This is a genomic window from Agrobacterium tumefaciens (genome assembly GCA_025559845.1).
Classification (GTDB): domain Bacteria; phylum Pseudomonadota; class Alphaproteobacteria; order Rhizobiales; family Rhizobiaceae; genus Agrobacterium.
Map to the genome: position 1 here is coordinate 109,861 of CP048470.1, position 24,117 is coordinate 133,977.

The 24,117-nt window shown below is 57.3% G+C and carries 23 protein-coding genes; 9 read left to right on the forward strand and 14 right to left on the reverse strand.

The window, feature by feature from the left end:
• Positions 1-90 precede the first annotated feature (90 nt).
• Genes FY156_17075 through FY156_17090 form a run of 4 tightly spaced genes read left to right on the forward strand, consistent with a single transcriptional unit; the run spans position 91 to position 4,784 of the window.
• Positions 91-1,143, forward strand: a complete 1,053-nt coding sequence (locus FY156_17075) for a LacI family transcriptional regulator (GenBank protein ID UXS03278.1) — start codon at positions 91-93, stop codon at positions 1,141-1,143.
• Complete coding sequence (locus FY156_17080; GenBank protein UXS03279.1) at positions 1,112-2,998, forward strand: DUF2264 domain-containing protein; 1,887 nt, start codon at positions 1,112-1,114, stop codon at positions 2,996-2,998. The genes FY156_17075 and FY156_17080 overlap by 32 nt, the downstream gene beginning before the upstream one ends.
• Positions 2,995-4,011: a hydroxyacid dehydrogenase gene (locus FY156_17085; protein ID UXS03280.1), complete on the forward strand. Its 1,017-nt coding sequence runs from the start codon at positions 2,995-2,997 to the stop codon at positions 4,009-4,011. Before FY156_17080 ends, FY156_17085 begins: the two co-directional genes overlap by 4 nt.
• Positions 4,008-4,784: a TIM barrel protein gene (locus tag FY156_17090; protein ID UXS03281.1), complete on the forward strand. Its 777-nt coding sequence runs from the start codon at positions 4,008-4,010 to the stop codon at positions 4,782-4,784. Before FY156_17085 ends, FY156_17090 begins: the two co-directional genes overlap by 4 nt.
• A gap of 79 nt (positions 4,785-4,863) precedes the next feature.
• Here FY156_17090 and FY156_17095 read toward each other — a convergent pair whose 3' ends face one another.
• From FY156_17095 to FY156_17130, 8 genes are all read right to left on the reverse strand, one after another.
• Positions 4,864-5,289, reverse strand: coding sequence for a heme-binding protein (locus FY156_17095; GenBank protein ID UXS03282.1), 426 nt, complete (start codon positions 5,287-5,289; stop codon positions 4,864-4,866).
• A 393-nt stretch (positions 5,290-5,682) separates the two neighbouring features.
• Complete coding sequence (locus FY156_17100; protein ID UXS03283.1) at positions 5,683-6,162, reverse strand: ribonuclease HI; 480 nt, start codon at positions 6,160-6,162, stop codon at positions 5,683-5,685.
• 205 nt (positions 6,163-6,367) lie between these two features.
• Positions 6,368-7,444, reverse strand: coding sequence for a sn-glycerol-3-phosphate ABC transporter ATP-binding protein UgpC (gene ugpC, locus FY156_17105; protein ID UXS03284.1), 1,077 nt, complete (start codon positions 7,442-7,444; stop codon positions 6,368-6,370).
• Between the two features lie 21 nt (positions 7,445-7,465).
• Positions 7,466-8,533, reverse strand: a complete 1,068-nt coding sequence (locus FY156_17110) for a Gfo/Idh/MocA family oxidoreductase (protein UXS03285.1) — start codon at positions 8,531-8,533, stop codon at positions 7,466-7,468.
• A complete protein-coding gene (locus FY156_17115) occupies positions 8,526-9,539 on the reverse strand; it encodes a Gfo/Idh/MocA family oxidoreductase (protein UXS03286.1) in 1,014 nt (337 codons plus the stop codon). Before FY156_17115 ends, FY156_17110 begins: the two co-directional genes overlap by 8 nt.
• Positions 9,540-9,557: 18 nt before the next feature.
• The gene (locus FY156_17120; protein ID UXS03287.1) at positions 9,558-10,433 is read right to left on the reverse strand and encodes a carbohydrate ABC transporter permease; all 876 of its coding nucleotides are present in this window, start codon (positions 10,431-10,433) and stop codon (positions 9,558-9,560) included.
• On the reverse strand, positions 10,426-11,379 hold the full coding sequence (locus FY156_17125) for a sugar ABC transporter permease (GenBank protein ID UXS03288.1): 954 nt from the start codon (positions 11,377-11,379) through the stop codon (positions 10,426-10,428). The genes FY156_17120 and FY156_17125 overlap by 8 nt, the downstream gene beginning before the upstream one ends.
• Before the next feature lie 3 nt (positions 11,380-11,382).
• A complete protein-coding gene (locus tag FY156_17130; GenBank protein ID UXS03289.1) occupies positions 11,383-12,672 on the reverse strand; it encodes a carbohydrate ABC transporter substrate-binding protein in 1,290 nt (429 codons plus the stop codon).
• 118 nt (positions 12,673-12,790) lie between these two features.
• Between FY156_17130 and FY156_17135 the strand changes: the two genes are divergently transcribed.
• From FY156_17135 to FY156_17155, 5 genes are all read left to right on the forward strand, one after another.
• A complete protein-coding gene (locus tag FY156_17135) occupies positions 12,791-13,489 on the forward strand; it encodes a TetR/AcrR family transcriptional regulator (GenBank protein ID UXS03290.1) in 699 nt (232 codons plus the stop codon).
• A gap of 250 nt (positions 13,490-13,739) precedes the next feature.
• Positions 13,740-14,882, forward strand: coding sequence for a Gfo/Idh/MocA family oxidoreductase (locus tag FY156_17140; protein UXS03291.1), 1,143 nt, complete (start codon positions 13,740-13,742; stop codon positions 14,880-14,882).
• Between the two features lie 11 nt (positions 14,883-14,893).
• A complete protein-coding gene (locus FY156_17145; GenBank protein UXS03292.1) occupies positions 14,894-16,057 on the forward strand; it encodes a dihydrodipicolinate synthase family protein in 1,164 nt (387 codons plus the stop codon).
• Between the two features lies 1 nt (position 16,058).
• Positions 16,059-17,492, forward strand: a complete 1,434-nt coding sequence (locus tag FY156_17150) for a mandelate racemase (protein ID UXS03293.1) — start codon at positions 16,059-16,061, stop codon at positions 17,490-17,492.
• Positions 17,489-18,310, forward strand: coding sequence for a sugar phosphate isomerase/epimerase (locus FY156_17155; protein UXS03294.1), 822 nt, complete (start codon positions 17,489-17,491; stop codon positions 18,308-18,310). Before FY156_17150 ends, FY156_17155 begins: the two co-directional genes overlap by 4 nt.
• Before the next feature lie 187 nt (positions 18,311-18,497).
• Here FY156_17155 and FY156_17160 read toward each other — a convergent pair whose 3' ends face one another.
• Genes FY156_17160 through FY156_17185 form a run of 6 tightly spaced genes read right to left on the reverse strand, consistent with a single transcriptional unit; the run spans position 18,498 to position 24,016 of the window.
• Positions 18,498-19,412: a TIM barrel protein gene (locus FY156_17160; GenBank protein UXS03295.1), complete on the reverse strand. Its 915-nt coding sequence runs from the start codon at positions 19,410-19,412 to the stop codon at positions 18,498-18,500.
• Between the two features lie 23 nt (positions 19,413-19,435).
• Positions 19,436-20,182 (reverse strand): glycerophosphodiester phosphodiesterase, encoded by a 747-nt coding sequence (locus FY156_17165; GenBank protein UXS03296.1) that lies wholly within the window; start codon positions 20,180-20,182, stop codon positions 19,436-19,438.
• Positions 20,183-20,206: 24 nt separating this feature from the next.
• Positions 20,207-21,088: an ABC transporter permease gene (locus FY156_17170; protein UXS03297.1), complete on the reverse strand. Its 882-nt coding sequence runs from the start codon at positions 21,086-21,088 to the stop codon at positions 20,207-20,209.
• An 11-nt stretch (positions 21,089-21,099) separates the two neighbouring features.
• Positions 21,100-22,026 carry an ABC transporter permease gene (locus tag FY156_17175; GenBank protein UXS03298.1) on the reverse strand — a complete coding sequence of 309 codons (927 nt, stop codon included), beginning with the start codon at positions 22,024-22,026 and terminating at the stop codon, positions 21,100-21,102.
• 12 nt (positions 22,027-22,038) lie between these two features.
• Positions 22,039-23,016, reverse strand: a complete 978-nt coding sequence (locus FY156_17180) for an ABC transporter ATP-binding protein (GenBank protein ID UXS03299.1) — start codon at positions 23,014-23,016, stop codon at positions 22,039-22,041.
• A gap of 1 nt (position 23,017) precedes the next feature.
• Complete coding sequence (locus FY156_17185; protein ID UXS03300.1) at positions 23,018-24,016, reverse strand: ABC transporter ATP-binding protein; 999 nt, start codon at positions 24,014-24,016, stop codon at positions 23,018-23,020.
• Positions 24,017-24,117: the final 101 nt, after the last annotated feature.

Here is a 24,117-nt window from a genome sequence, read left to right on the forward strand (position 1 = left end):
AATTTTGCATAAATAAGTTATTTCTTGCAAATTTTCTATCATTGCAATATTTGCATCATTATTGCTTCGTTTGCAAGCGCAGGAGTCACAATGCCAGACGCCACCGATATCAACCGTCCCCGCCAGGCTGACATTGCCCAGCGCGCGGGTGTTTCGATCAGCACAGTTTCTCGCGTGCTTGCGGGAGAAAAGGGCATAAGCGCCTCTATCCAGACGAAGGTTCTCGGCGTTGCTGCCGAACTCGGATACCCGTTAAGACCGTCAAATTCTGGCGTGGCCATGCCTCTGGATGGCAAACGCATTATCGCCTTCATGTCTGCAGAACGGGCAACGGGCGATATCGGGGCGTTTTACCATGACATCCTCGACACGTTGCGCGGCCTTTCTCAAAGCGAAGGATTTGAACTCGACATCAAACTGCTGCATCAGGCGCAGATCGACGAAACAATGATGCAGCGCGCCTGTGAGGCCGATGGTCTTCTCGCAATCGGCCTTGATCCCGAAGACGACAAGATCAGCCGTATGGCGCAGGGCGTGTTGCCGACGGTGCTCGTCAATGGTGCGGACCCAGCCATGGCGTTCGACTGCGTTTCTCCCTCCAACTTCTATGGTGGACGACTGGCTGGAACCCACCTGACGGAACTCGGCCATCGCAAGGTCGCCTATATCGGTCCCGACCATCGTCACACGGTGCGGGAGCGAATTCGCGGCTTCCGTCACGCCATTCGTACGACAGAAGGCACCGATTATAACGAGATGCTGCTTTCGACGACTGAAAGCGGCTTTGCGCAGGCTGGCGACGCCGTTCGCCGGTTGCTTGCCGAAAAGCCGGAAATAACCGGCCTTTTCTGCATGAACGATGCGATTGCTCTCGGTGCGCTTGGTGCAGTTCAGGAACTTGGACTGAGCGTTCCCCAGGATATTTCGGTGATCGGTTTCGACGACCTGCCATTTGCGGAGCTCTCTACGCCACGGCTGACGACCATTCGCGTCGACCGTCGCGAAATTGCCCGTGAAGCAATCGACCTCATGCGACGCCGGCTGCTCGAGCCGTCCGCCAATTCCCGGCAGGTACAGCTTGCCGTGCATCTCGTCGAAGGTCAGACCGCAGATGTTGCGGGAAAGGCAAAAATCAATGACTGATCCCAACATCCGCTTCAACCCACTCCACGGGAATGCCTTACAAAGCAGAGCCGACGTGAGGAAGGCGCTCGACGATTGCTTTGCACCGCTCCTTCCCTATTTTTCGGAGGGAGCCGGGCGTGTGACGCTCAGCGGAACGGCTGCCCATTTCGATCGGGCGGCAGCGGATCTGGAGGGATTCGCACGTCCGCTATGGGGCATTGCGCCACTTGCACTCAGTGGCGACCATTTCGAACATTGGCCGCTTCTTGCCAAGGGCATAGCAAACGGCACAGATCCGAAACACCCGGACTATTGGGGTGATGTCCGCCAGAAGGATCAGCGGCTTGTTGAGCTTGCCGCAATCGGATTTGCGCTTCGACTTGCACCACAACACCTTTGGGAACCGTTATCCGATGCGCAAAAAGCCAATGTCAGCCATTATTTGCTGACGGCGCGCGAGCGGACCTATGCCGACAACAATTGGAAATTTTTCCGGATCATGGTCGATATGGCGCTCGACCACCTCGGCATTACGTTCAATCGCGACCTCACGGAGACGTTCCAGGCTGAGCTCGACGGCTTCTATATTGACGATGGCTGGTACCGGGACGGAAACTACCGCAGGATCGATCACTACATTGCATTCGCCATGCATTTCTACGGTCTGATTTATGCAAAGCTCTGCAAACCGGATGATGTCTACGGACAACGGTACAGGGAGCGGGCACGCCTTTTTGCCGGTGACTTTGCGCAATGGTTCGATGAAGACGGCGGTACGCTCGCCTTCGGGCGCTCGATGACCTATCGTTTCGCATGCGGCGGCTTCTGGGCAGGTCTTGCCTTTGCCGATGAAGAGGCGCTCCCCTGGGGCAAGATAAAAGGTCAGTATCTACGGCACTTGCGCTGGTGGGCGCAAAAACCGGTCGCCGATCGCGATGGCGTGCTTTCGATAGGATACGGCTATCCGCAACTTACCATGTCAGAAAGCTATAATTCTGCCGGCTCACCCTACTGGGCCTTCAAGGCGTTCCTGCCGCTTGCATTGCCCGAGCATCACCCCTTCTGGCAGGCGAAGGAGGAACCTCTCGAGCGATCGCAAAAAGTGACGCCGCTTCCCCACCCCGGCATGGTGATGATGCGCTCGAACGGTACTGTCACGGCATTGAGCTGCGGCCAGGAAAACCTGATGATGCGTGGCGGGCCGGAGAAATATGCCAAATTTGCATACTCCTCCCGATATGGCTTCGGCGTGGAAGTTGACGAGCGGGGGTTCAAGACCAACGGCTTCGACAACATGCTCGCCTTTTCAGACGACGGTTTGCACTACAGGGTCAGAGAAACCAATGAAACTGCCGTCCTTGCGCAGACAAACTTGCGCTCGACATGGCGTCCCTATCCCGACGTTTCTGTTGAGACCACGCTTGTTCCAGCAGGTGATTGGCACATCCGGCTGCACAGGATCGTTTCCGAGCGACCACTCTGGGTCACCGAAGGCGGTTTTGCGATCGAACGCAATGATGGCGACCGCGATCCTTTCGTCGAGGTGACAGGGCGGGCAACAGCAGATTGCGGTTCGGACCTCTCGGCAATTGTCGATCTCGGCTCGACTGTCGAAAGACAAGGCGTTGCCTTGAAAGCGCTGCCAAACACCAACCTCATTCACGCGAAAACCACGGTCCCGCAGTTGCGGGGAAAAATCCCGGCCGGGGAAAGTTTCCTGGCCTGCGCAGTCTTTGCCGCGAAAAAGGACACACAGAACGGTGACGCTTTGCCAGACGCCCCTGATCTTCCGGACTTGGAAGCGTTGGACAGGGTGTTTTCGCAAGACGGCAGAACCGTGAGCGCGATCGCCGTCATCGGGGATGGCACATGACGAAGAGGCTTGCTCGCCTGAGCGTTGCGATGGCTCCAGAAAGAACCAGGCACGTCCTGGCGCCGGCGACTGTCGAGCGGCTTGCCCGGTCGGTGGATATTCTTGGGGATGCCGCGGTCACCGATTTCCATGATCCGAGATACCGGGCACAGCTTGAACAAACCGAAATCCTGCTGACCGGGTGGGGATGTCCGCAAATCAGTGAGCATGAATTGTCACTGATGCCCAACCTCAAGATGATTTCGCATGCAGCCGGGACAGTGAAATATTTCCTGTCACCGGTCGTATTCAGACACGGCATTATCGTCTCGAGTGCCGCCGAGGCCAATGCACAGCCTGTTGCAGAGTTTTCCCTTGCGATGATCCTGCTTGCCGGAAAACGTGTGTTCAGCTTCCGGCGGATTTACGCGGACGACAGAAGGCGTGAAAACGTCGACAGGCTGCAGTCGGAGGCTATCGGTAATCTCGGATTGACGGTCGGCATCATCGGCGCGTCACGCATCGGGCGGCGCGTTTTGAAGTTGCTTCAGCCGTTTGATTTCGACTGTATTCTTTTTGATCCCTTCCTCACAGACAAGGACGCAAACGCCCTTGGTGCACGTCTGGTCACGCTCGAAGAGTTGATGGCGACAAGCGACGTAATCTCGCTGCACGCCCCATCTCTTCCGCAGACACGCCACATGATCGGCAAAGCCATGTTGTCCCTGATGAAGGACGGCGCAACGCTGATAAACACGGCACGCGGCGCACTGGTGGATGACGACGCATTGCTGGGTGAACTTCAGAAAGGCCGTATCGAAGCCGTGATTGACGTAACAGACCCGGAGGTACCGCCGCGGTCATCACCCTTTTACAGCCTTCCGAATGTCTTCCTGACCCCTCATATTGCCGGCGCTGTCGGGCTTGAGCGCGCCCGCCTCGGGGAAATGGCAGTTGACGAGATCGAACGCTACTGTCGCGGAGAGGCGCTTGCGCAACAAATCCAGATTGAACATCTCGAGATGATTGCATGAGACCATTCGAACCCGGCCTTTGCTCCGTTACCTTCCGATCGATGGAGCCGCAAAAACTAATCGGCCTCGCAGCTGCAAACGGTCTTTCGGCGATTGAGTGGGGTGGCGACATCCATGTGCCTCCAGGCGACCTTGTCAAAGCGAGGGCGGTCGGCGCTCAGACGGCGGACGCCGGCCTTCGGGTATCGTCTTACGGTTCATATCTTTTCGCGCCAGATTTCGAAATTGCAGATGTCGACGCCGTACTCGACGCGGCTGAGGCATTGAACACCCGTCACATTCGAGTCTGGGCGGGCAGCCGTAAACGCCCTTCTGCCGATTATCGCCTGAATGAACGAGAGGCTGCGACAACGGCCCTCGCAAAGATCTCTGAGAGTGCCGCCAAACGTGGCATGACGATTGGCCTCGAATACCACCCGAATTCACTGACGGATAATCTGGTATCATCGCTGCAACTGGCAAATGATCTGCCGTTCGACAACCTCTTCTTCTACTGGCAGCCCGCTCCCGGATTGGCCCTTGAAGAGGCATTAAAGGAGATTGCAGCGCTAGGGTCACGTGTCTGCCATCTCCATGTCTTCGCTTGGCTTGCCGACGCGAGCAGGCTTGCCCTTTGCGAACATGAAAACTACTGGCGCGCCTGCATCAATGCGATGCCTCAAAGCACCTGGCCATCGGCGGCTTATGCCATGCTCGAATTCGTGAAAAGCGACGATATCGCTCAATTCGAGCAGGATGTCGCAACGCTCAAGGCAATCCTTGGGCGATCCTGAGAGCACCGTCAACGCGCCAGGGTCAAACGGAGCGAAGACGCAACGCGGATCAACGCCGCGTTGCGCGTAACGAAGGGTATCAGGTCAGGCTGGCGAGGAAGTGATCAATACCGGCCTGGGCACACTGGCTATCCTGCGCGGGTGTACCGGAACTTAGCCCAATGCCGCCGACAACGTCGCCGTCCACAATCACGGGAAGACCACCGGCGACAACCAGAAGCCTTCCCCCAATTGCCGAATTGATGCCGTAAGCGGGCTGGCCGGGCTGACTTACCGTCCCGTAGCTTTCTGTCGATCTCTTAGCGCCGGCAGCGGTGTAGGCCTTGTCCTGCGCAATGATGCTGCTTGTGAGCTTGCCGCCATCCATACGTTCGAATGCGATCAACTGACCAGATTCATCGGTCACGGCAACGCACATCGGGACGCCGATCTCCTCGGCCTTTGCCACGGCACCCGCAATGAGGACGCGTGCATCCGCCAGACTAAGGCGCTTGATGGTCAGCATGAATTTCTCCTTGGTTCAAATGAAACGTCATTGGAGGGTTCAGGTTACAGGGACCGTCATGCCCCGAATATTGGAGATTATGGAGATTGATTTATTCTAAATCGGAAAGCATCAGCCGTTACAGCGTTCTAGGTCTGTTGACAAAGACAGATGGTGGCGGGGGCGCGGATCACCGCCTTTGCTCGGCTTGGTCCTTGGCCTCGTTGGTGAGATCCTTGGCGGAGATCGACAAGCCCAGACGGCGGCGCTCGGCAATTGCTTCCCGACCGATTTCCTTCAGGGCATCCTTGTTTTCGTCGTACTTTTTCAAAAGCATCTTCGATCTCCTAGGGCCTCAATATAGCGCATCAGTCCGAACGGTAAATCGAGACGCCGCGGCAGGGTAACAGATCGTCAGCTATCAACGTTCGGCCCCGACATCCGCGCTCTTGCGAGTGCGTCTGCCTGATCGTTGCCATCAAGACCGGAATGCCCCTTGCACCATTCTATGATGATCTCAGGGTTCGAAAGGAGGAGCCTGTCCACCTCCTGCCATAGCTCTTTGTCAGGTATCGGCCGTTTGCGCACACGGCTGTTTGCGTTGATACGCTTCCATCCATTGCCTCGCCAGATAGAGCGCCAGCGTTGACATCCCTCGACAACATGACGGGAGTCAGTCCGAATGACAGCACCTGTTTTCTGAGCCTTGTCGTCCAGCCACGTCAGGGCTTTCAATACGGCCAGCACTTCGAAGCCATTGTTGGTGATGCCCGTACCCGCCCCACTGTCTGAATGGATTTCCTGGCCGTTTTGATAAACGACGAATGCCCAACCGCCCGTCAAGGTGGCAGGTTTGCAGGAACCGTCGGCAAAGATAACGAAGGGGTTGGTCATAGAGGAGGTTGTAGCGCACAGATCAAGCCGCGCAATCGTCTGCGATCATGAATGCGACAAACCTCGATCGGAAACCTCGCGTCCGCGACCGCGCAGAAGCAGCGCAAGGCAATTTCCCTTCGGTGGCCGGCAAGGTCCAGCCACCGAAATCTTTGCCTCAAGATCGTGAACGCTGCCATTCGTCAAAATGACGTGGCCCTCGCGCTCAGATGCGCCGCCCATCTGCTCCGAACAGATGCGTCTGCGACAGATCAAAGGCAAAAGGTATCGTCTCGCCGATACGGATCTGCCTTTGGCCATCCAGGAGAACGGTTGCAGGCTGACCATCCGGTGTGTTGGTGTAAATCACCGTAGAACCGCCAAGGTGTTCGACAAGCTGGATCGAAGCGTCACCGAGCGAAGCCGAATGCGACTGCGGGTTCACATGTTCCGGGCGCACGCCAAATGTCAGCGGCTCGTTCTCCTGTGCCATCACCGGCTTGTCGAGGGTGATACGCTGCCCGGCAACCTCAATCGTGCGATGTGAGCTGTCACCAGAAGAAAGTCTGGCGGAGAGGAAGTTCATCTTGGGCGACCCGATGAAGCCTGCGACGAACTTGTTGGCGGGGTTGTTGTAGAGATCGAGCGGCCGTCCAACCTGCATGATCTTGCCGTCACGCAAGACCACAATCTTGTCTGCCATTGTCATGGCCTCGACCTGATCGTGCGTGACGTAGATCATCGTGCTGCCGAGCGCCTGGTGAAGCTTGGCAATCTCGACACGCATCTGTACGCGCAGCTCGGCATCAAGGTTGGAGAGCGGTTCATCGAAGAGGAAGATCTTGGGCTCTCGCACGATCGCCCGGCCGATTGCCACGCGCTGGCGCTGGCCGCCCGAGAGCGCCTTTGGTTTGCGCTGCAGAAGCGGCCCAATCTGCAGAATATCTGCGGCCTTGTTCACGCGCTCTTCGATTTCAGCCTTCGTGTAACCGGCCGTTTCGAGACCGAAGGCGAGGTTCTTGTAGACACTCATATGGGGATAAAGCGCATAGGACTGGAATACCATCGCGATACCGCGCTTGGAGGCGGCGGTCTCGTTGACACGTGTCCCATCGATTTTGAGGTCCCCGCCAGAAATTTCCTCCAATCCGGCGATCATGCGCAAAAGCGTGGACTTGCCGCATCCGGACGGACCGACAAAGACAGTAAATTCGCCTGGTTCGATCTGCAGATCGATACCGTGTACGACAGTCAGTGCGCCATAGCGCTTGACGATTTTCTCAAGAGTGATGCTGCTTGCCATGCTGTTCCTCCCGTCCCGCGTTCAAGGCCGCCAGGTGACGTATTTCGGATGGCCCTGGCCGATCGGCAGGGCAACATCACTATTGGTATCGTTGGAATGATAAACCGCCGCCAGAAGCTCCAGCGAACGATGAGCGTCAGCGCTGGTGACCGGCGGTTTTTCGCCCGTTTCCAACGCCTGATAAAAGGCCTCCATCTGCCCGTTGAAACGTCTGCCGACCGCCGGCATTTCTGAAAGCAGCGCATCGATCTTTTTCCCGACCTCTTCGTTGGCCGGAACGATGCGCCAGGGTCCATCGCCCGGCGAATAGGGCGAGTGATTGCTTTCAAACGTCACGTTCTCAAATGCGAGATGCAGACGGCTCTCTTCCTCCTGCGCCCCAAGGGTTGCGGTTGCCGAGACAACGGCGCCGCTCTGCATGAGAAGGCTCGCAGAGACGCAATCTTCGACCTCGATCGCGTTGACCCGTGTGGTCGTGCGCGCAAATACCCGCGAGACTGGCCCCATGAGATAGGTCAGCATGTCATGAAGGTGGATGGCGTGGGTCATCATCACGCCGCCCAGCTCGGTGGCCCAGCGGCCCCGCCACGGGTTGTCGTAATAGTCTGCGCCACGGTTCCAGAAGGTCTCGGCTGTTGCAACGTAAGCCTTGCCGGCCAGACCGCTTTCGACGATGCGGCGAACTTGCTGCACACCCTCTCCATAACGGTACTGGAAGATGGGCATCAGAACCCCACTCGACTTTTCCTCCGCCGCCATCACCTCGTCTACCTCGGCAAGTGAGCCGGTCAAAGGCTTTTCGCAGACGACATTTTTCCCTGCTGCAAGAGCCTGCAGGATCAGTCGCGTATGCGTCGCCGGTGGCGTGCAGATATCGATGATATCGACATCCTCCATCGCCATGATCTCGTCTGAGGAGAGCGTGCGGCGCGGCACAGAAAACTCATCTGCGACCGCGTTCAGGCGTTTTTCATCGAGATCGCATAGCGCAACCAAATCGAACTTGTCAGCGTGGGGTTGATAGCCTTCGACAATATGCGACTTGCCGATGCCGCAGCCGATAACGGCAACCTTGTAACGTTTAGCCACGATAGGTTCCCTCCGCCATCTGCTGTGCCTTGAGTGCGACTTCCATGGCTGCAAAGCAGCGCGCCTGCGGCATCGCAGTCTCCGTGCGGTTGCGGATATCATGGAGAAGCTGGCCGCCATAAGGCAACTCGACGTTCGAGCAATCGATGTGCTGAACGCCCTTCTTGTCGGTCAGGAAGAGGTGATTACCACCATCTCGCCCGGCAACGTCGATGTTCTTGCGGATTTCTATTGCACCTTCCGTTCCCGTGATGAAGAGACGCCCGTCCCCCCAACTCGGCAAGCCCTCCGGCGTAAACCAGTCCACGCGAATAAAGCCGTCGGCATCGGCGGTCGACAAATGGATGTCGCCGCTATCCTGCAAACCTGGCCATTCCGGGTGAGCGCGATTGGAAACGGTAGCTGACCGTATTTCGACGCTCTCGGCACCAGTGAAGAACAGGAACTGCTCGCACTGATGTGAGGCGATATCGACGAGAATGCCGCCATACCGTTCGCGTTTGAAGAACCATTCAGGCCGGGTTGGCGCACGCAGGCGGTGCGGACCGAAGCCTGCTGTCGAGACGACCTTTCCGATCGCTCCTGCGGCAACGAGTTCGCCTGCCTTCACGGTGGCACGATTTTCGAAATGTTCGGAATAGAGGATCGAGAAGATACGCCCGGTTTCTGCCTGGACGCGCCGCACATTGGCAAGTTCGTCCATCGTGACCATACCAGGCTTGTCGACCATCACATCTTTGCCCGCCCGCATGGCCGCAATCGCAATCCCTGCCCTGTCGGCTGGAATGGCAGAACTGATGATAAGGTCGATGCTGTCGTCATCCAGGAAACGGCGTGCGTCGTCGGTACGGGGACCGCCGGGGAATTTCTCGCCATAAGCCCGGGCCAGGTCGTCTTCCTCGGCATAAAAGCCGACAAATTCGGCACCCGCATTCAGAAGGCAGTTGGTCTGCCCGTAAATGTGGTCGTGATTGATGCCGATCGTCGCAAATCTTACAGGTTTCATCGGAAATGCCCTGGCCTTTCAGCGTTTCATGCCGGTTGTCGCGATGCCTTCGATCAGCAACCGCTGGAAAAAGAGGAAAAACAGGAAGACCGGCACCAAAGAGAGATTGGACATGGCGAAAAGCGAGGTCCAGTCGGAGCTGCCGGTGGAGTCCACGAATGATCGCAGACCAAGCTGAACGGTGTAGGTATTAATGTCGTTCAGATAGATGAGCGGACCAAAGAAATCGTCCCAGGTCCAGATGAAAGAAAAGATGGCTGCCGTTGCAAGGACCGGCATCGACAAGGGCAACATGATCTTCCAGTAGATGCGGAACGGGCTGCAACCATCCATCACGGCAGCTTCGTCCAGTTCACGCGGAATGCCGCGGAAGAACTGTACCATCAGGAAGATGAAAAACGCATCCGTCGCCAGGAATTTCGGCACGATCAGCGGGAGCGATGTGTTCACCCATCCAAGCTCGAGGAACAGGATATATTGCGGGATCAGTACGACATGATAGGGCAGCATCAGCGTGCCGAGCATGAGCGCAAACCAGAAATTTCTCCCTCCGAAGCGCAATCTCGCAAAGGCAAAGGCTGCAAGCGAGCAACCGACGACGTTGCCGATTGTCGCAAAGACTGCAATGAGGGCGGAGTTCCAGAAGAACTGGCCAAAACTGACCTGTAGTCCGGTCCAGCCGCGAATATAGCCACCGATATCGACGGCCGATGGAATAAGCGACGAGGTACCAAAGAGCTCGTCCTGGGGACGGAACGATCCTGAGATCATCCACAGGATCGGATAGAGCATCGCAAACGACACAATGATCAGGGTCGTGTGCAAGAGCACCGAACGCATCGGGGAACGTTGCGGGCCATCGCCTGGCCGGGGGGCGGTAACAGCATCAGTCATCGTAGTGCACCCAGTATTTCGCGCTGAGGAACGAGAAGGCCGTGAACAGCGAAATGATGATGACGAGGATCCAGGCAAGTGCCGAGGCATACCCCATACGGAAGAAACCGAAGGCTTCCTGATAAAGATAGAGCGTATAGAACAGTGTCGAGTTGATCGGCCCGCCGGTACCTTCCGAGATGATGAAGGCAGGCGTGAATGCCTTGAAAGCGTCGATCGTCTGGATCACGGCGTTGAAGAAGATCACCGGTGTCAGAAGCGGCAGTGTAATCCGGAAGAACTGTCTTACCTTGCTTGCACCGTCGATCTCGGCTGCTTCATACATATCTTGCGGCACTTGGCGCAGACCCGCCAGGAAGATGATCATTGGCGAGCCGAACTGCCAGACCGACAGAATGACCAGCGTGTAGATCGAATAGTCGGGGTTGGAAATCCAGCTCGGGCCTTCGTAACCAAAGAGCTGCCAAAGAAGCATGTTGACGAGCCCGTCAGAGGCAAAGAGCTGGCGCCAGAGGACCGCGATCGCAACCGATGAACCGAGGAGCGAAGGCAGGTAGAAGATCGCCCGGTAGAGCGTCAGTCCCTTGATGCCACGATTGAATGCGAGCGCCAGAAGAAGCGCGAAGATCAGCTTCAGCGGAACCGAAAGCAGGACATAGGTGAACGTCACCTTCATCGCGGCTGCGAATTTCGGGTCATCGGTGGCAATTCGGACGTAATTGGCTGCCCCAACCCAATCGGGCGATTGCAGCAGGTCGTAATTGGTGAACGACAGATAGAGCGAGGCCAGCGCCGGACCGAGAGTCAGGCCAAAAAACCCGATCAGCCAGGGCAGGAGAAACAGGTAGGCGTGAATGTTACGGTCGAAAATTCGACGCGCGCCTCCCCGTTTCGGGAGAGCCGCAGCGCGGCTCTCCTCTACGAGAGTTTCAGATCGAAAGGCCATATATCACTTCCGTTTGATAACGGTTTCGGATTCCTTGACGAGCTTGTCGCCACCCTGCTCCGGCGAAATCTTGCCGAAACCAACTTCTTCAGCCGTCCGTTTCAGGACGAAGGCAAATTCCCCTGCGCCTGGAGGAGGAGCTGGCGGCAGGTTGCCGACGCCAGGGGTAATTTCTGCGATGTACTCAACCATGCTCTTGCTGACGTCATCGAGTTTCGCTGTCAGCTGGTTGCGCATGGATTCGGAGGCAGGAACGCCACGCTCGACCCCAAGAATATCGATGCCCTGGGGTTCGGCGACGAGGAAATTGATGAAACCAATTGCCTGTTCGATGCCAGCGCTGCCATTGGCGACACTGATGAGCATCGACGGCTTAAGATAGTGGCCCGACGGCGCATCTTTCGACACCTTCGGATATGACGTCATGGCAAGCTTTGACTTGTTGAGTGCCTGGTATCCAACGAACTGGTTGGAGTGGGCAAACGCTGTGGCAGCCTTGCCGGTCGTCAGCGCGTTGGTTTCAATGTTGAGCTGATCGAGCGCCTGGATATCGGCTGGCACACAAGCCTTGCTCTTGCGAAGATCCGCCCACATGGTGAACCACTTCGTCGCATCAGCTGTATCAAAGCCGATACCACCATCTTCGGTGTAGAGAGCCTTCCCGCCCTGTCGCAACCAGTTCTCAAAGCTCGGCTCGACACCACTGGCATCTGCGGTCGCATAATAATTGGGTTTCGGCTTCTTCTCGGCGAATTTTGCACCGTTTTCGGCAAACTCTTCCCAGGTCTGACCGATCGTCGGCGGGGTAATGCCCGATTTTTCCCAAGCAACCTTGTCGAAGAAGACGGCACTTGAGTTTACGCCAAGATTGACGCCGTAGAGTTTGCCATCGACCCGACCGGAATCGATGTTCATCTTGCCGAAGTCGTCGATTTTCAGGCCCTTGCCGATATGGTCGTCAAGTGGCGCCAGAGCACCACGTCGGGCGTATTCGAAGATGTAGCGATAGTCCATCTGGATAAGATCGGGCGCGTTTCTGCCTGCAACCTGTGTTGCCAGGCGGGGCCAATAATCGCTCCATCCGGCAAACTCGCCAGCGATTTCGAGATCGGGCTTGACCTGCTTGTAGGCGGCGATTGCCTTGTTGGTACGATCGGCGCGCTCCTGCGATCCCCACCACAACATACGCAGGCGGGCGGCCTGTGCTGACGCGGAACCTCCCCCCAATGTTGCGAGTGAAAGGGCCGCAAGCCCGGCCGAAAGCACAGTACGCCTCTGAAGCATCACGGACATTGGCAACTCCTCCCTATTGACTGCCAAATTAATGATGAGAGCAAACGACACTTGCCGTTTTATAACTAATTGGTTACATGGGAACACCGATCGTTAGCATTGTCAAGCGGGTGCTGAAGTGGAAAAAACAGAGAAAATCATCCCGAACGAACCGGCATCGGAGGAAACGCCTGCGGCAAAGCGCAAACGTGCCGTCACGCAGACCAGAAACCCGGAGCGAACCCGGGCAGCCATTCTTGAGGCAGCCCGTCGCGAGGTCGCGGCGAAGGGCCTGGCTGGCGCGCGAATCGATGTCGTGGCTCGCCGCGCCGGCACCAACAAGCGAATGATCTATCATTATTTCGGTGACAAGGACGCACTCTATCTCGCTGTTCTGGAAGACGCTTACCGCCACATCCGCCATGCTGAGCGACGCCTCGATCTGACACGCAAGGCGCCGAGCGAAGGCCTGCGGGAGCTGGCGCTTTTCACATGGCACTATTATCTCGATCACCCGGAATTCCTGAGTATCCTCGCTACAGAAAACCTCAACAGAGCGCGCTATCTCAGGCAATCTCAGGCAATTGCCGAGATGCACTCGAACTTCATCTCCGAACTGGAGGACGTGCTTCGCCGTGGCAGGGAGACCGGCGAATTCCGGACGGGGCTTGATCCGGTTGATGTCTATCTGACCATAGCGTCACTCGGTTTCTTCTATCTGTCCAACCGCTTCACGCTCTCCACGATCTTTCAGCGTGACCTCGGCGCCCCGGCTGAGCTCGAAAGATGGGGTCAACATATCGTCGACACCGTGCTTGCTGCACTGCGTCCAACTTGAACGTTGCGCAGTAAATTCCCCTTTCAGGCCAAGGGGAAGAGAGCGTGTGCGGTTGCGAAGGACATCAGGATTTCTCCCATAACGTTTAGTTGGCGGTGCTGGAAACGGCTCCGCCTTTTTTCACTTTTGCGCGCAAATGCGCCTTGACAGATCGCCCCCATCGCGATCACAAATAACCAAATGGTTACAAATATCCGTTTTGGGAAAAACCGCAGCCAGCGGTAGGCGAGCTGTCTTGGGAGGACAATTCATGAAACGTATCGGCGTCATCATGCACGGAATTACCGGCCGCATGGGCTACAATCAGCATCTCGTGCGCTCAGTACTGGCCATTCGTGACCAGGGTGGCGTGACACTGAAGAGCGGCGAAAAGGTCATGCTCGACCCGATCCTCGTTGGTCGAAACGCAGAAAAGATCGAGGAAATCGCCAAGCGGCATAACGTTGCCCGCTGGACAACAGATATCGACGCAGCACTTGCTAATCCCGAAGACACGCTGTTCTTCGATGCCGGAACCACGCAAATGCGCGGCAGCCTTCTGGAAAAGGCCATCAAGGCCGGCAAGAATGTCTACTGCGAAAAGCCAATCTCCGACACGATGGAGGAAGCGATCGCCATCGCAAAACTGGCAGAGAGTGCCGGGATCAAGCACGGCGTTGTCCAGGACAAGCTGTTTCTGCCGGGTCTTCGCAAGCTCGCCATGCTGCGCGATAGCGGCTTCTTCGGGAAGATCCTCTCGGTGCGCGGAGAATTCGGCTACTGGGTTTTCGAGGGTGACTGGCAGCCAGCGCAACGCCCCTCCTGGAACTATCGTCTCAAGGATGGCGGCGGTATCATTCTCGACATGCTGTGCCACTGGCGCTACGTGCTCGACAATCTCTTCGGAAAGGTTCAGTCGGTCAGTTGCCTTGGCGCAACCCACATTCCCCAGCGCTTTGATGAGCAGGGCCGTCCTTATGCGGCAGACGCAGATGATGCGGCCTATGCCACGTTCGAGCTGGAAGGCGGCGTGATTGCCCATATCAACTCATCCTGGGCAGTGCGCGTGCGCCGTGATGATCTCGTGACCTTCCAGGTCGACGGCACCCACGGTTCGGCGGTGGCGGGATTGACGAAATGCTGGACGCAACATCGTACAAACACGCCCAAGCCCGTCTGGAACCCAGACCAGCCGCAGACAATCGATTTCTACAAGACCTGGCAGGAAGTTCCTGACAACGTCGTCTACGACAACGGCTTCAAGGCCCAGTGGGAAATGTTCATTCGCCACATCGTCGACAACGAACCCTGGCCTTATGGCCTGATGGAAGGCGTCAAGGGCGTGCAGCTTGCCGAACTCGGCATCAGGTCGTGGAAGGAGCGTCGCTGGCTCGATGTTCCGGAAATCGTCTGAGGAGATCGAACATGAGCGAACTCCAGCTTCCCAACGAAGATCGTACGATCGGGCTTTACAAACTCTCCGGCACTCCCATTGCTCTTGAGAAGCGGGATGCAGCCGATTTCAATCGTGTCGCCTTCGCCGCCGCTCACGTGGTGGCGGACCCCTTCGCCGACAATGACCCATGGCTGACCCCCGCCATCGATTGGGACGCTACCTTGCGTTTTCGTCACCGGCTCTGGGACCTTGGGCTTGGCGTTGCAGAAGCGATGGATACAGCACAACGCGGCATGGGCCTGGCGTGGCCGCAGGCTCAGGAGCTAATTTCTAGAGCGCTTAAGGAAGCCGCGACCAGAAAAGATGCGCTGATCGCCTGTGGCGTCGGAACCGATCATCTCAGTGGAACGGATTACAGCCTCAACCAGATTGTTGACGCTTATCTGGAACAGCTTGATTTTGTTCAAGGACAAGGCGGTCGCGTCATCCTTATGGCAAGCCGCGCTCTTGCCGCCGCCGCCCGCTCACCAGACGACTATCTGGAAACATATTCGCGCGTGCTAGAAAAGTCTGACAACAAGGTCGTGATCCATTGGCTCGGTGAAATGTTCGATCCAGCCCTTGAGGGATACTGGGGCTCGGCCGACCACATGACGGCCATGGATACTTGCCTAGCGATGATCAAAGGCAATGCCAGCAAGATTGATGGGATCAAGATTTCGCTTTTGTCGAAGGAGAAGGAAATCGTCATGCGCCGCCGCCTGCCCGAAGGTGTGCGGATGTATACGGGTGACGACTTCAATTATGCCGAACTGATCGCGGGCGATGACCAGGGCCATTCGGATGCACTGCTTGGCATATTTGACGCGATTGCACCGGCGGCCTCCAAGGCGCTTGCGAGCCTGAAGCGCGGGGCAGATAACGAGTTCTTCGACATTCTCGAACCAACGGTCGCGCTTTCGCGGCACATCTTCAAGGCACCGACGCGTTTTTACAAGACGGGTGTCGTCTTCCTGGCCTACCTCAATGGCCTGCAGGATCACTTCACCATGGTTGGAGGGCAGGAAAGCACCCGTTCCACGCAACATTTCGCCGAACTCTTCCGGCTGGCTGACAAGGCGAATGTCCTCTCGGACCCGGATGAAGCCACCCACCGCATGAAGGCGTTTCTCGCCGTGAGGGGTATCCATTGAAATGGCCGCTCCCCACATCTTAAGAGCTGTCGACGCCGAAGTTCTTGAACGCGGTGTGACAATGCGTATGCCGTTTCGTTTCGGGGCTGCGACTGTCACCGAGGCACGGCAGATCTTTCTGCGCCTAACCGTTGAAGACCACACCGGTCGGACAGCGAACGGCTACGCCGCCGAGTTGATGGTACCGAAGTGGTTCGACAAGAACCCGGCGCTGAGCAACACCGACAATGAGGGACAGTTACGGCGCTCACTCGAAATTGCGGTTTCACTTGCGCTTGCGGCAAAGGCCGCAGGCGCATTTTCCATTCATGCCGAGCTGGAACCACAACAGCACCCGAACGCTGCAGAAGAGGGCTTGAACGGCCTCATCGCATCTTTCGGGCTCGCCCTGGTCGACCGTGCGATCCTGGACGGGCTCTGCCGTCTGACCGCCCTACCGGTTGCCGACGCGGTGCGCCAGAACCTGCCCGGCATTGATACCAGCACGACGCCTGATCTTGACGGCTTTGATGTCGGCTTCTTTCTCCGCGACCTGTCGCCAAAACCAACGCTCATGTTGCGTCACACGGTGGGCTACATCGACGCTCTGACACGGGGCGAAATCAAAACACCACCGAGAAATGACGGTTTGCCTGAGTGCCTTGAAGACGAAATCCGGGCCTATGGGCCACGATACTTCAAGCTGAAGGTCTCCGGCAGGCCACAGGACGACGTGGAGCGGCTATCGGCCATTGCGTCTGTCCTCGACACGCTCCCCGATTATCAGGCAACCCTCGACGGCAATGAACAGTTTGAGAATGAAGATGCCTTGATCGACCTCATCGATCGCATTGAGACATCGCCGTCGCTCACGCGTCTACGCCAGTCGGTGCTATTCGTGGAGCAGCCCTTTGCCCGTGCGAGCGCTCTTTCCGTGCCCGTCAGCAAAGTTGCACGTCGGATATCAGTCGAGATCGACGAGTCCGACGGTACCAAGGACGCATTTCTCGAGGCGAAAAAGCAGGGTTATCGCGGTGTTTCGTCCAAATCCTGCAAGGGATTCTATCGCTCCATCCTGAACAGAATGCGGGTCGATGCCTGGAACGAAGAAAAGGATGGCGGCTACTTCATGTCGGCAGAAGACCTGACAACCCAGGCCGGCATCGCGCTCCAGCAGGATCTCGCACTCGCATCAATCATTGGTCTGACGCACATCGAACGCAATGGCCATCATTACGTGGACGGCATGCAAGGTGCCTCACCTGAAGAAGGCCGGGCATGGGTATCGGCACACAGCGACCTTTATCACGAAGAAAAGGGTCGCCCGAGGCTTCAGATCCGCGATGGAGAAATTTCACTCGAGACTACACTGCGGGCACCCGGCCTCGGCATCAACGATGCTGCGGCTCTTGCCACGTTCAAAACACTTCAGGAAAAACGGGAGGATGCCGCATGAGCCTGGAAGGTCTTTCGATCAATTTCGCTACCGTCCGCCAGGGCGGTTCATTCGGTGCCATCGTGGACGCTTGCCTTGCGCACGGAATTACGGCCATCTCTCCGTGGCGTGAACATGTTCATGGCGTCGGTCTTTCTGAAGCAGCCCGCATCGTTGCGGAAAACGGACTGCGCCTGAGCGGTCATTGCCGCGGCGGCTTTTTTCCGGCACCGGATGCGGAAGGGCGTCGCAAGGCGATCGATGACAACAAACGCGCCGTAGACGAGGCTGCCGCCATGAAGGCCGACTGCCTGGTTCTTGTTGTTGGCGGTTTGCCTGCCGGCTCACGCGACATCAAGGGCGCACGGCAAATGGTGGAAGACGGGATGACCGAGCTTTTGCCTTATGCTCGAGCGGCAGGTGTCCCGCTTGCGATTGAACCGCTCCATCCATTTTACGCAGCAGAGCGGGCCTGCTTCAACACGCTCAAACAATCGCTGGATCTTTGCGACAAGCTTGGCGCCGGAACAGGGGTTGCCATCGATGTCTACCATGTCTGGTGGGATCCCGAGCTTGAGGCTCAGGTAGCGCGCGCCGGGCGCAACGGACAGATCCTTGCGCATCACATCTGCGACTGGCTGGTGCCAACGACCGATCCCCTCAATGACCGCGGCATGATGGGCGACGGCGTCATTGATCTGAAGGCGTTTCGCGCCATGATCGAGGCGGCCGGGTTCTTCGGACCGCAGGAGGTCGAGATCTTCTCGCATCGCTGGCAGGCACGCCCCATGGACGAGGTCCTTTCGACCTGTGTCGAGCGTTTCAAAACCGTGTGTTGATTTTGGTTCGGGAAAGCGACAAGCCCGAGCAAGATCAAACAACGCAGACACTACACATCGCACGCGTTCACCTGCCCAACACATGCCAATCACGGCGTCTGCGTTGCGGTGACGCCTCCGCCCTTTAATCGCATTGCCTCCGGCCCGTCCACGTTGTGACGAGGCCGGAGGGATACGATCGGGAGTTTTATTCAGCGGCTATTGCAGCCTTGCCGCTATTGAGCGCAATCAAACGATTGGCTCGCTCGAGGCTTTGCGGTTGTTCGGAACGGTAACGCCGCCCGATCTCCATCATCAGTACGGTTTGCGGCAGGAAGGTCAGCTCCGAAAAGATATCGTCCCAGTCGATATCGCCCCAGCCAAGCGGCATATGCAGATCGCCGATCCCGAGCGCTGTGTTTTCCTGCGGATGATAGGCCGTATAAAAACCCTGCGGACGCCCGAATGAATCATGGACATGCAAGTGACCGGCCACGGGCGCCATGGCGCGAAGCTGGTCACGGAAATCCAGCCCGCGATAGGTGGACTCGATGTAGGCGTGGCTGAAGTCGATGAGCGCGACAAGGTTCGGATGATTGATGGTCCGAACGGTCTCTGCGACCTCTGCAGGCGTTTGACGATATTGACCGGGCTGCGTCGAGAAGATGTTTTCCAGCGCAACACGAACACCATGTTCTTTGGAAAACTCGGCCAGCTCGACGAGCGCGTCACGCTCACGTTTGTCGGCATCGGCACGTTCGGCAATCTGGTCGGGACGCAGTGCACCCCCATGCTGGACGAGAATACCGGCTCCGATGCGCTCACAAAGCACTGCGAGCGCTTTTGCTGCATCGAGCTGATAACGGCAGGTCACAGGATCCATGAAATTGGAAGAGACAAGGCCGTGTACAGTGTATCGGAAATCGAACTGCTTGACGAGTTTGACGAAGCGCTCGGCGCGCTCTTCGATGATACGGCCGCCCGCCACGATATCGAGACTTGTCACGCCGATCTCGACGGTGTCGCAGCCAATATCTGCAAGCGCCCTCAGATCGCTTTCTAGGGTTGCCAGTTCTCCGTCGTCCGAACCAGCGTTGAAGCCGGTGCCAATTAGATTGCTCATCTTCGTTTTCTCCAGGGGTAGGACTATGCTGTTTCGGTAAGCGTGGCGCGCAGACGGAGTGCGAGATCCGGACTGTCGCTGGTCAAGTGACCGATCCCGCGTTGCAGCCAGTCGCGGATCAGAACCTCGTCATTCAGCGTCCAGACGCAGAGGCGCGACAGCGGCAGTTTCGCTGTGATGTTCGCCCATTCCTCGTCCATGAGCTCATGGTGTATCGCAACGATATCGACGAGGCTCTCAACTGTGTCGATAAAGCTCGAAAGGCCACCCTGTCTTTGAGCCCAGTCGCGATTGACGGAAACAAGGCGGGCGATACCCGGGGCTTCAAGACGGCAGTCTTCCAGGATCGATGTGTCGAAGGAGGTCAGGTGGCAACGACCGCCAACTTTGAACCTCTCAATCTCTGCAGCGACTTTTGCGGCAATCCCCGGATAGGGTTTACCCGCGTCATCCACCTTGATCTCGACATGCAGATCTTTGCCTGAAGGCGCAAGGACCTCGAGCACCTCCGATAATGTTGGAACAACGTCCTGACTATCCTTGAGGCGGGTGACAATGCGATCTTCTGGAGAAAGCAGGTGGACAGCTCCCTGCCCTTCTGTTGTCCGGTCCAGGGTCGCATCATGGATCACGATCAACTCGCCTGCATCGGTCAAATGGACATCAAACTCGATTGCGTCGACATCAAGCGAAAGAACGTTTCTGAAGCCGGTCAGGCCATTTTCGGGCCAGAGATTGCGGGCGCCACGGTGGCCGGTGATTTTTGTCATGGGCATATCCTGATCAGGTTGAGGTCAGCGAAGTGTTGGGTCGAGTTTGTCGCGCAACCAGTCGCCCACAAGCGAAATCGAAAGCGTCGTGACCATGATGACAAAGGCGGGAGCCAGCATGATCCATGGCGCGCGGGTGAGATATTCACGGCCAAAGCCGACCATGTTACCGAGGCTTGTCTCCGGCGGCTGAACACCGAGGCCAAGGAACGACAGGCCACTTTCCATGAGGATGATTTCGGGAAACGTCAGTGTCATGGATACGATCAGGGTCGATGCGACGTTGGGCAGGATATGCTTGAGGTAGACGCGCGACGGCGTTGCTCCAAGCTGCACGACGGCTGCGGCGTAACCTTGTGCGCTGGCAGAAATCGCCAGACCACGCGCAATACGGGCGTATCTCTCCCAACCGTAAAATCCCATCAGGCAAATCAGGAGAGGCATGGACGATCCAAAGAAGGCGAGCACCGCAAGCGACATGATGAGAAACGGCAAGGCTGCCTGAAAATCGGCCAGCACGAGCACGAAATGCTCCACCGTTCCCCGGAACTTGGCCGCCAGGAAACCGAGCGTCGTTCCGAAAACTGCGGATATAATCGTTGCGCCGAACGCAATCACCAAAGAGACGCGGATCGACTGGATCAGGCGTGAAAGGACATCCCGTCCAAGCTCGTCTGTGCCAAGCACATGCGGAAACGTGCCCGCCATGGCAAGGCGGGCCCGAAGGTCCATGGCCGTAATCCCATAAGGACGAAGCTGATCGGCAAAGATAGCCACCAGAACCATGAGGCCAAGCCAGAAGAAACCGAAGCCAACGGAGAACGGCAGTTTCCGAAGGCCTTTTCCGACGCGCAGGAGCATATGGTTTTCGGATTTGGTGGGAAGTGAAGTGTCTGCAACCGTCATGATCACACTCCTCAATGGCCGGACTGGCTGCGAAGCCGGGGATCGAGCCAGCCATAAAGCAGGTCGACGACGAGGTTGGAGATGACCATGGCAGCGGCAATGACAAGCAGGATGCATTGCACGACCGCCAGATCGCGGTTAGTGACCGACACGACCAGAAGCCTGCCGATGCCTGGCCAGGAAAAGATGGATTCCACCACCACGGCACCGGCAATCAGGGAGCCGACCATAAAGCCGACAATGGTGACAATCGGTACGGCCGCATTCGGCAGTGCATGGCTCCAGACCACATCATTCCACTTCAACCCTTTGGCGGAGGCCGTCCGGATGAATGGCTGGCTCATGACTTCAATCATTGCTGAGCGGGAGAACCGGGCAAGAATGCCGATACCACCAATGCTCATGGTCAAAGTCGGCAGGATACCGTGCTGCCAAGTGTCCTGTCCGCCCGATGGAAGAAGACCAAGCGTGATCGAGAAGATCAGCACCAGCAACAGTCCCATAACAAAGGACGGAATTGTGAAACCGAGAATGGCGCCAAAGATCACGCCGCGGTCGATCACGCTCTGACGATGCAGGGCGGCATAGACGCCAGCCGGAATACCGATGACCAGTTTCAGAAGCAGCGCCGGTATTGTCAGTTGCAGGGTTGCCGGAATGCGTTCGACGACGAGTTGAATGGCGGAAGCCTTGTCGCGCATCGACACGCCGAAATCACCGGTAAAGATCGATTTCATGTAAGCGAGGTATTGCACCCAGAGCGGCTGATCGAGCCCCCACGCGGCGCGAAAAGCCCGCAAGGATTCCTCGGGAACATCGGGCCCGAGCATAACCTGCGCTGGATCGCCGGACATGCGCAAGACAATAAAGGCGAACGTCAGCACGGCAAGAATGGTCACAAATGCGCGCAACAGGCGGATAAGAACATAACGTATCATCGTCTCTATTCCTCAGGCAGCAACGGCAAGTGCCGGCACCAGGTGACAGGCGGCCGTGCGTCCCGGCGCGATCGCGCGAAGCTCCGGCACCGTGTTGCGGCACTCGGCAGTTGCCATCGGACAACGGGGATGGAATGCACAGCCCGTTGGCCTGCTCGCCGGATTTGGCGGTTCGCCTTGCAGGATCACACGCCCTTCGAGCGGTCTGCCGGGAACCGGAACACTCGACACCAGCGCTTTGGTGTAAGGATGCTGGGGTGTCCGGAAAATCACGTCGGAGGATGCTTCTTCGACAATACGGCCGAGATACATCACGGCGACACGGTCAGCGATATTGCGAACGACCTTGAGATCGTGGCTGATGAAGACCATCGCGATATCGTGATGTTCCTGCAGATCGCGCAACATGTTGACGACCTGTGCCTGGATGGAGACATCGAGCGCTGAAACTGGTTCATCACAAACAAGAAGCCTGGGGCGCGACGCCAGTGCACGGGCGATGACGGCTCGCTGGCGCTGGCCTCCTGAAAGTTCATGGGGATAGCGCCCTGCCTGATCGGCACGCAGACCGACCGCACTCATAAGCTCGTTAACGCGTGAAGCAACGTGCTCTTTCGGAACAAGAGAATGGATCTCCAGAGGCTCGCCGATCTGTGCAGCGATCGTCAGGCGCCGGTCGAGGGCCGAAAGCGGGTCCTGGTAGACGAGCTGCATTTTTGCACGCAGCTTGCGCCATTGCGGTGTCCCGAAAGCTGGCATTGACTGTCCCTCGAAAGAGACCTTTCCCCCCTGTGGCGCGTCAATTCCAAGCAACATCCGACCGAGTGTCGATTTGCCAGATCCGCTTTCACCGACAATCCCAAGTGTTTCACCGGGACGGACCGAGAGCGACACGCCGTCGACTGCCCGCACGGGTGTCTGTTTTCCAAAGACGCCACGCCGCACCTGATAGGTTCTGACCAGATCCTGTGCTTCAATCAGATTTGCCATGTCAGAACGCTCCTTCAAGGACCGGGCTCCGGTTCATTTTTGGCGTTAAACCGAGCGGCCGAAGGCAGGCAATTCTCCGGCCATCGGACGCCGCCGATATTTCCGGCCTTTGTGTTCGACAGGCATCGACGACATTCGAGCAGCGGGGCGAAAACGCGCACCCTTCCGGCAGGTGCCGTGGATCGGGGACGGTTCCGGGGATAGGAACAAGGCGCTTGCGTTCGCCATCGAGGCTAGGAAGCGCATCGAAAAGACCACGGGTGTAGGGATGGCGTGGGTTGGCAAACAAGGCGGAAATTTCGCCCTGTTCAACGACGCGGCCCGCATACATCACGAGTGCACGCTCACAGACCTGCGCAACGGCGCCAAGGTCGTGGCTGATGAACACAGTCGCCATGCCGGTTTCGCGGCGAAGTTCAATAAGAAGGTCGAGGATCTGCGCCTGAATGGTTGCATCGAGCGCAGTCGTCGGTTCATCGGCAATCAGGAGATCAGGCTCGCCGGCTAGCGCCATGGCGATCATCAGACGCTGACACTGACCGCCGGAGAATTCATGCGGAAAAAGGTCGATACGACGACGTGCATCGGGAATTCCGACCATATCCAGCAAACGCAATGCTTCAGCTTTGAGCGCTTCGCCCCTCAAGCCGCGATGAAGAGACAGCGCCTCGGTGATCTGGCGCCCGATGCGAATGACAGGATTGAGTGACGAAGACGGATCCTGGAAAATCATGGCGATCTTGCCGCCACGTACGGCCTCAAGTGCGGCGCGCGGTTGTCCAACAAGCTCGCGACCTTCGACGCTCACCGAACCGGTAACGCTGGCCTTCCCGGGCAAAAGACCAAGAGCTGCAAGCCAGGTGACCGACTTGCCACAGCCTGATTCACCGACGAGACCGATCGCCTCGCCGCGTTTCACGTCGAGATCGATGCCATGCAACACCTGAACGCCATCAAAGGAAACCTTGAGGTTACGCAACTCCACAAGATTGGACGTCATCGCGCTCACCTTTTCTATTGGAAGGGAAGTTCAAGCCGTCCTTAGAAACGGCAATAGAAATGCCGGCCGCTCTTATCGGGCGGCCGGCGCAATTTTTGATC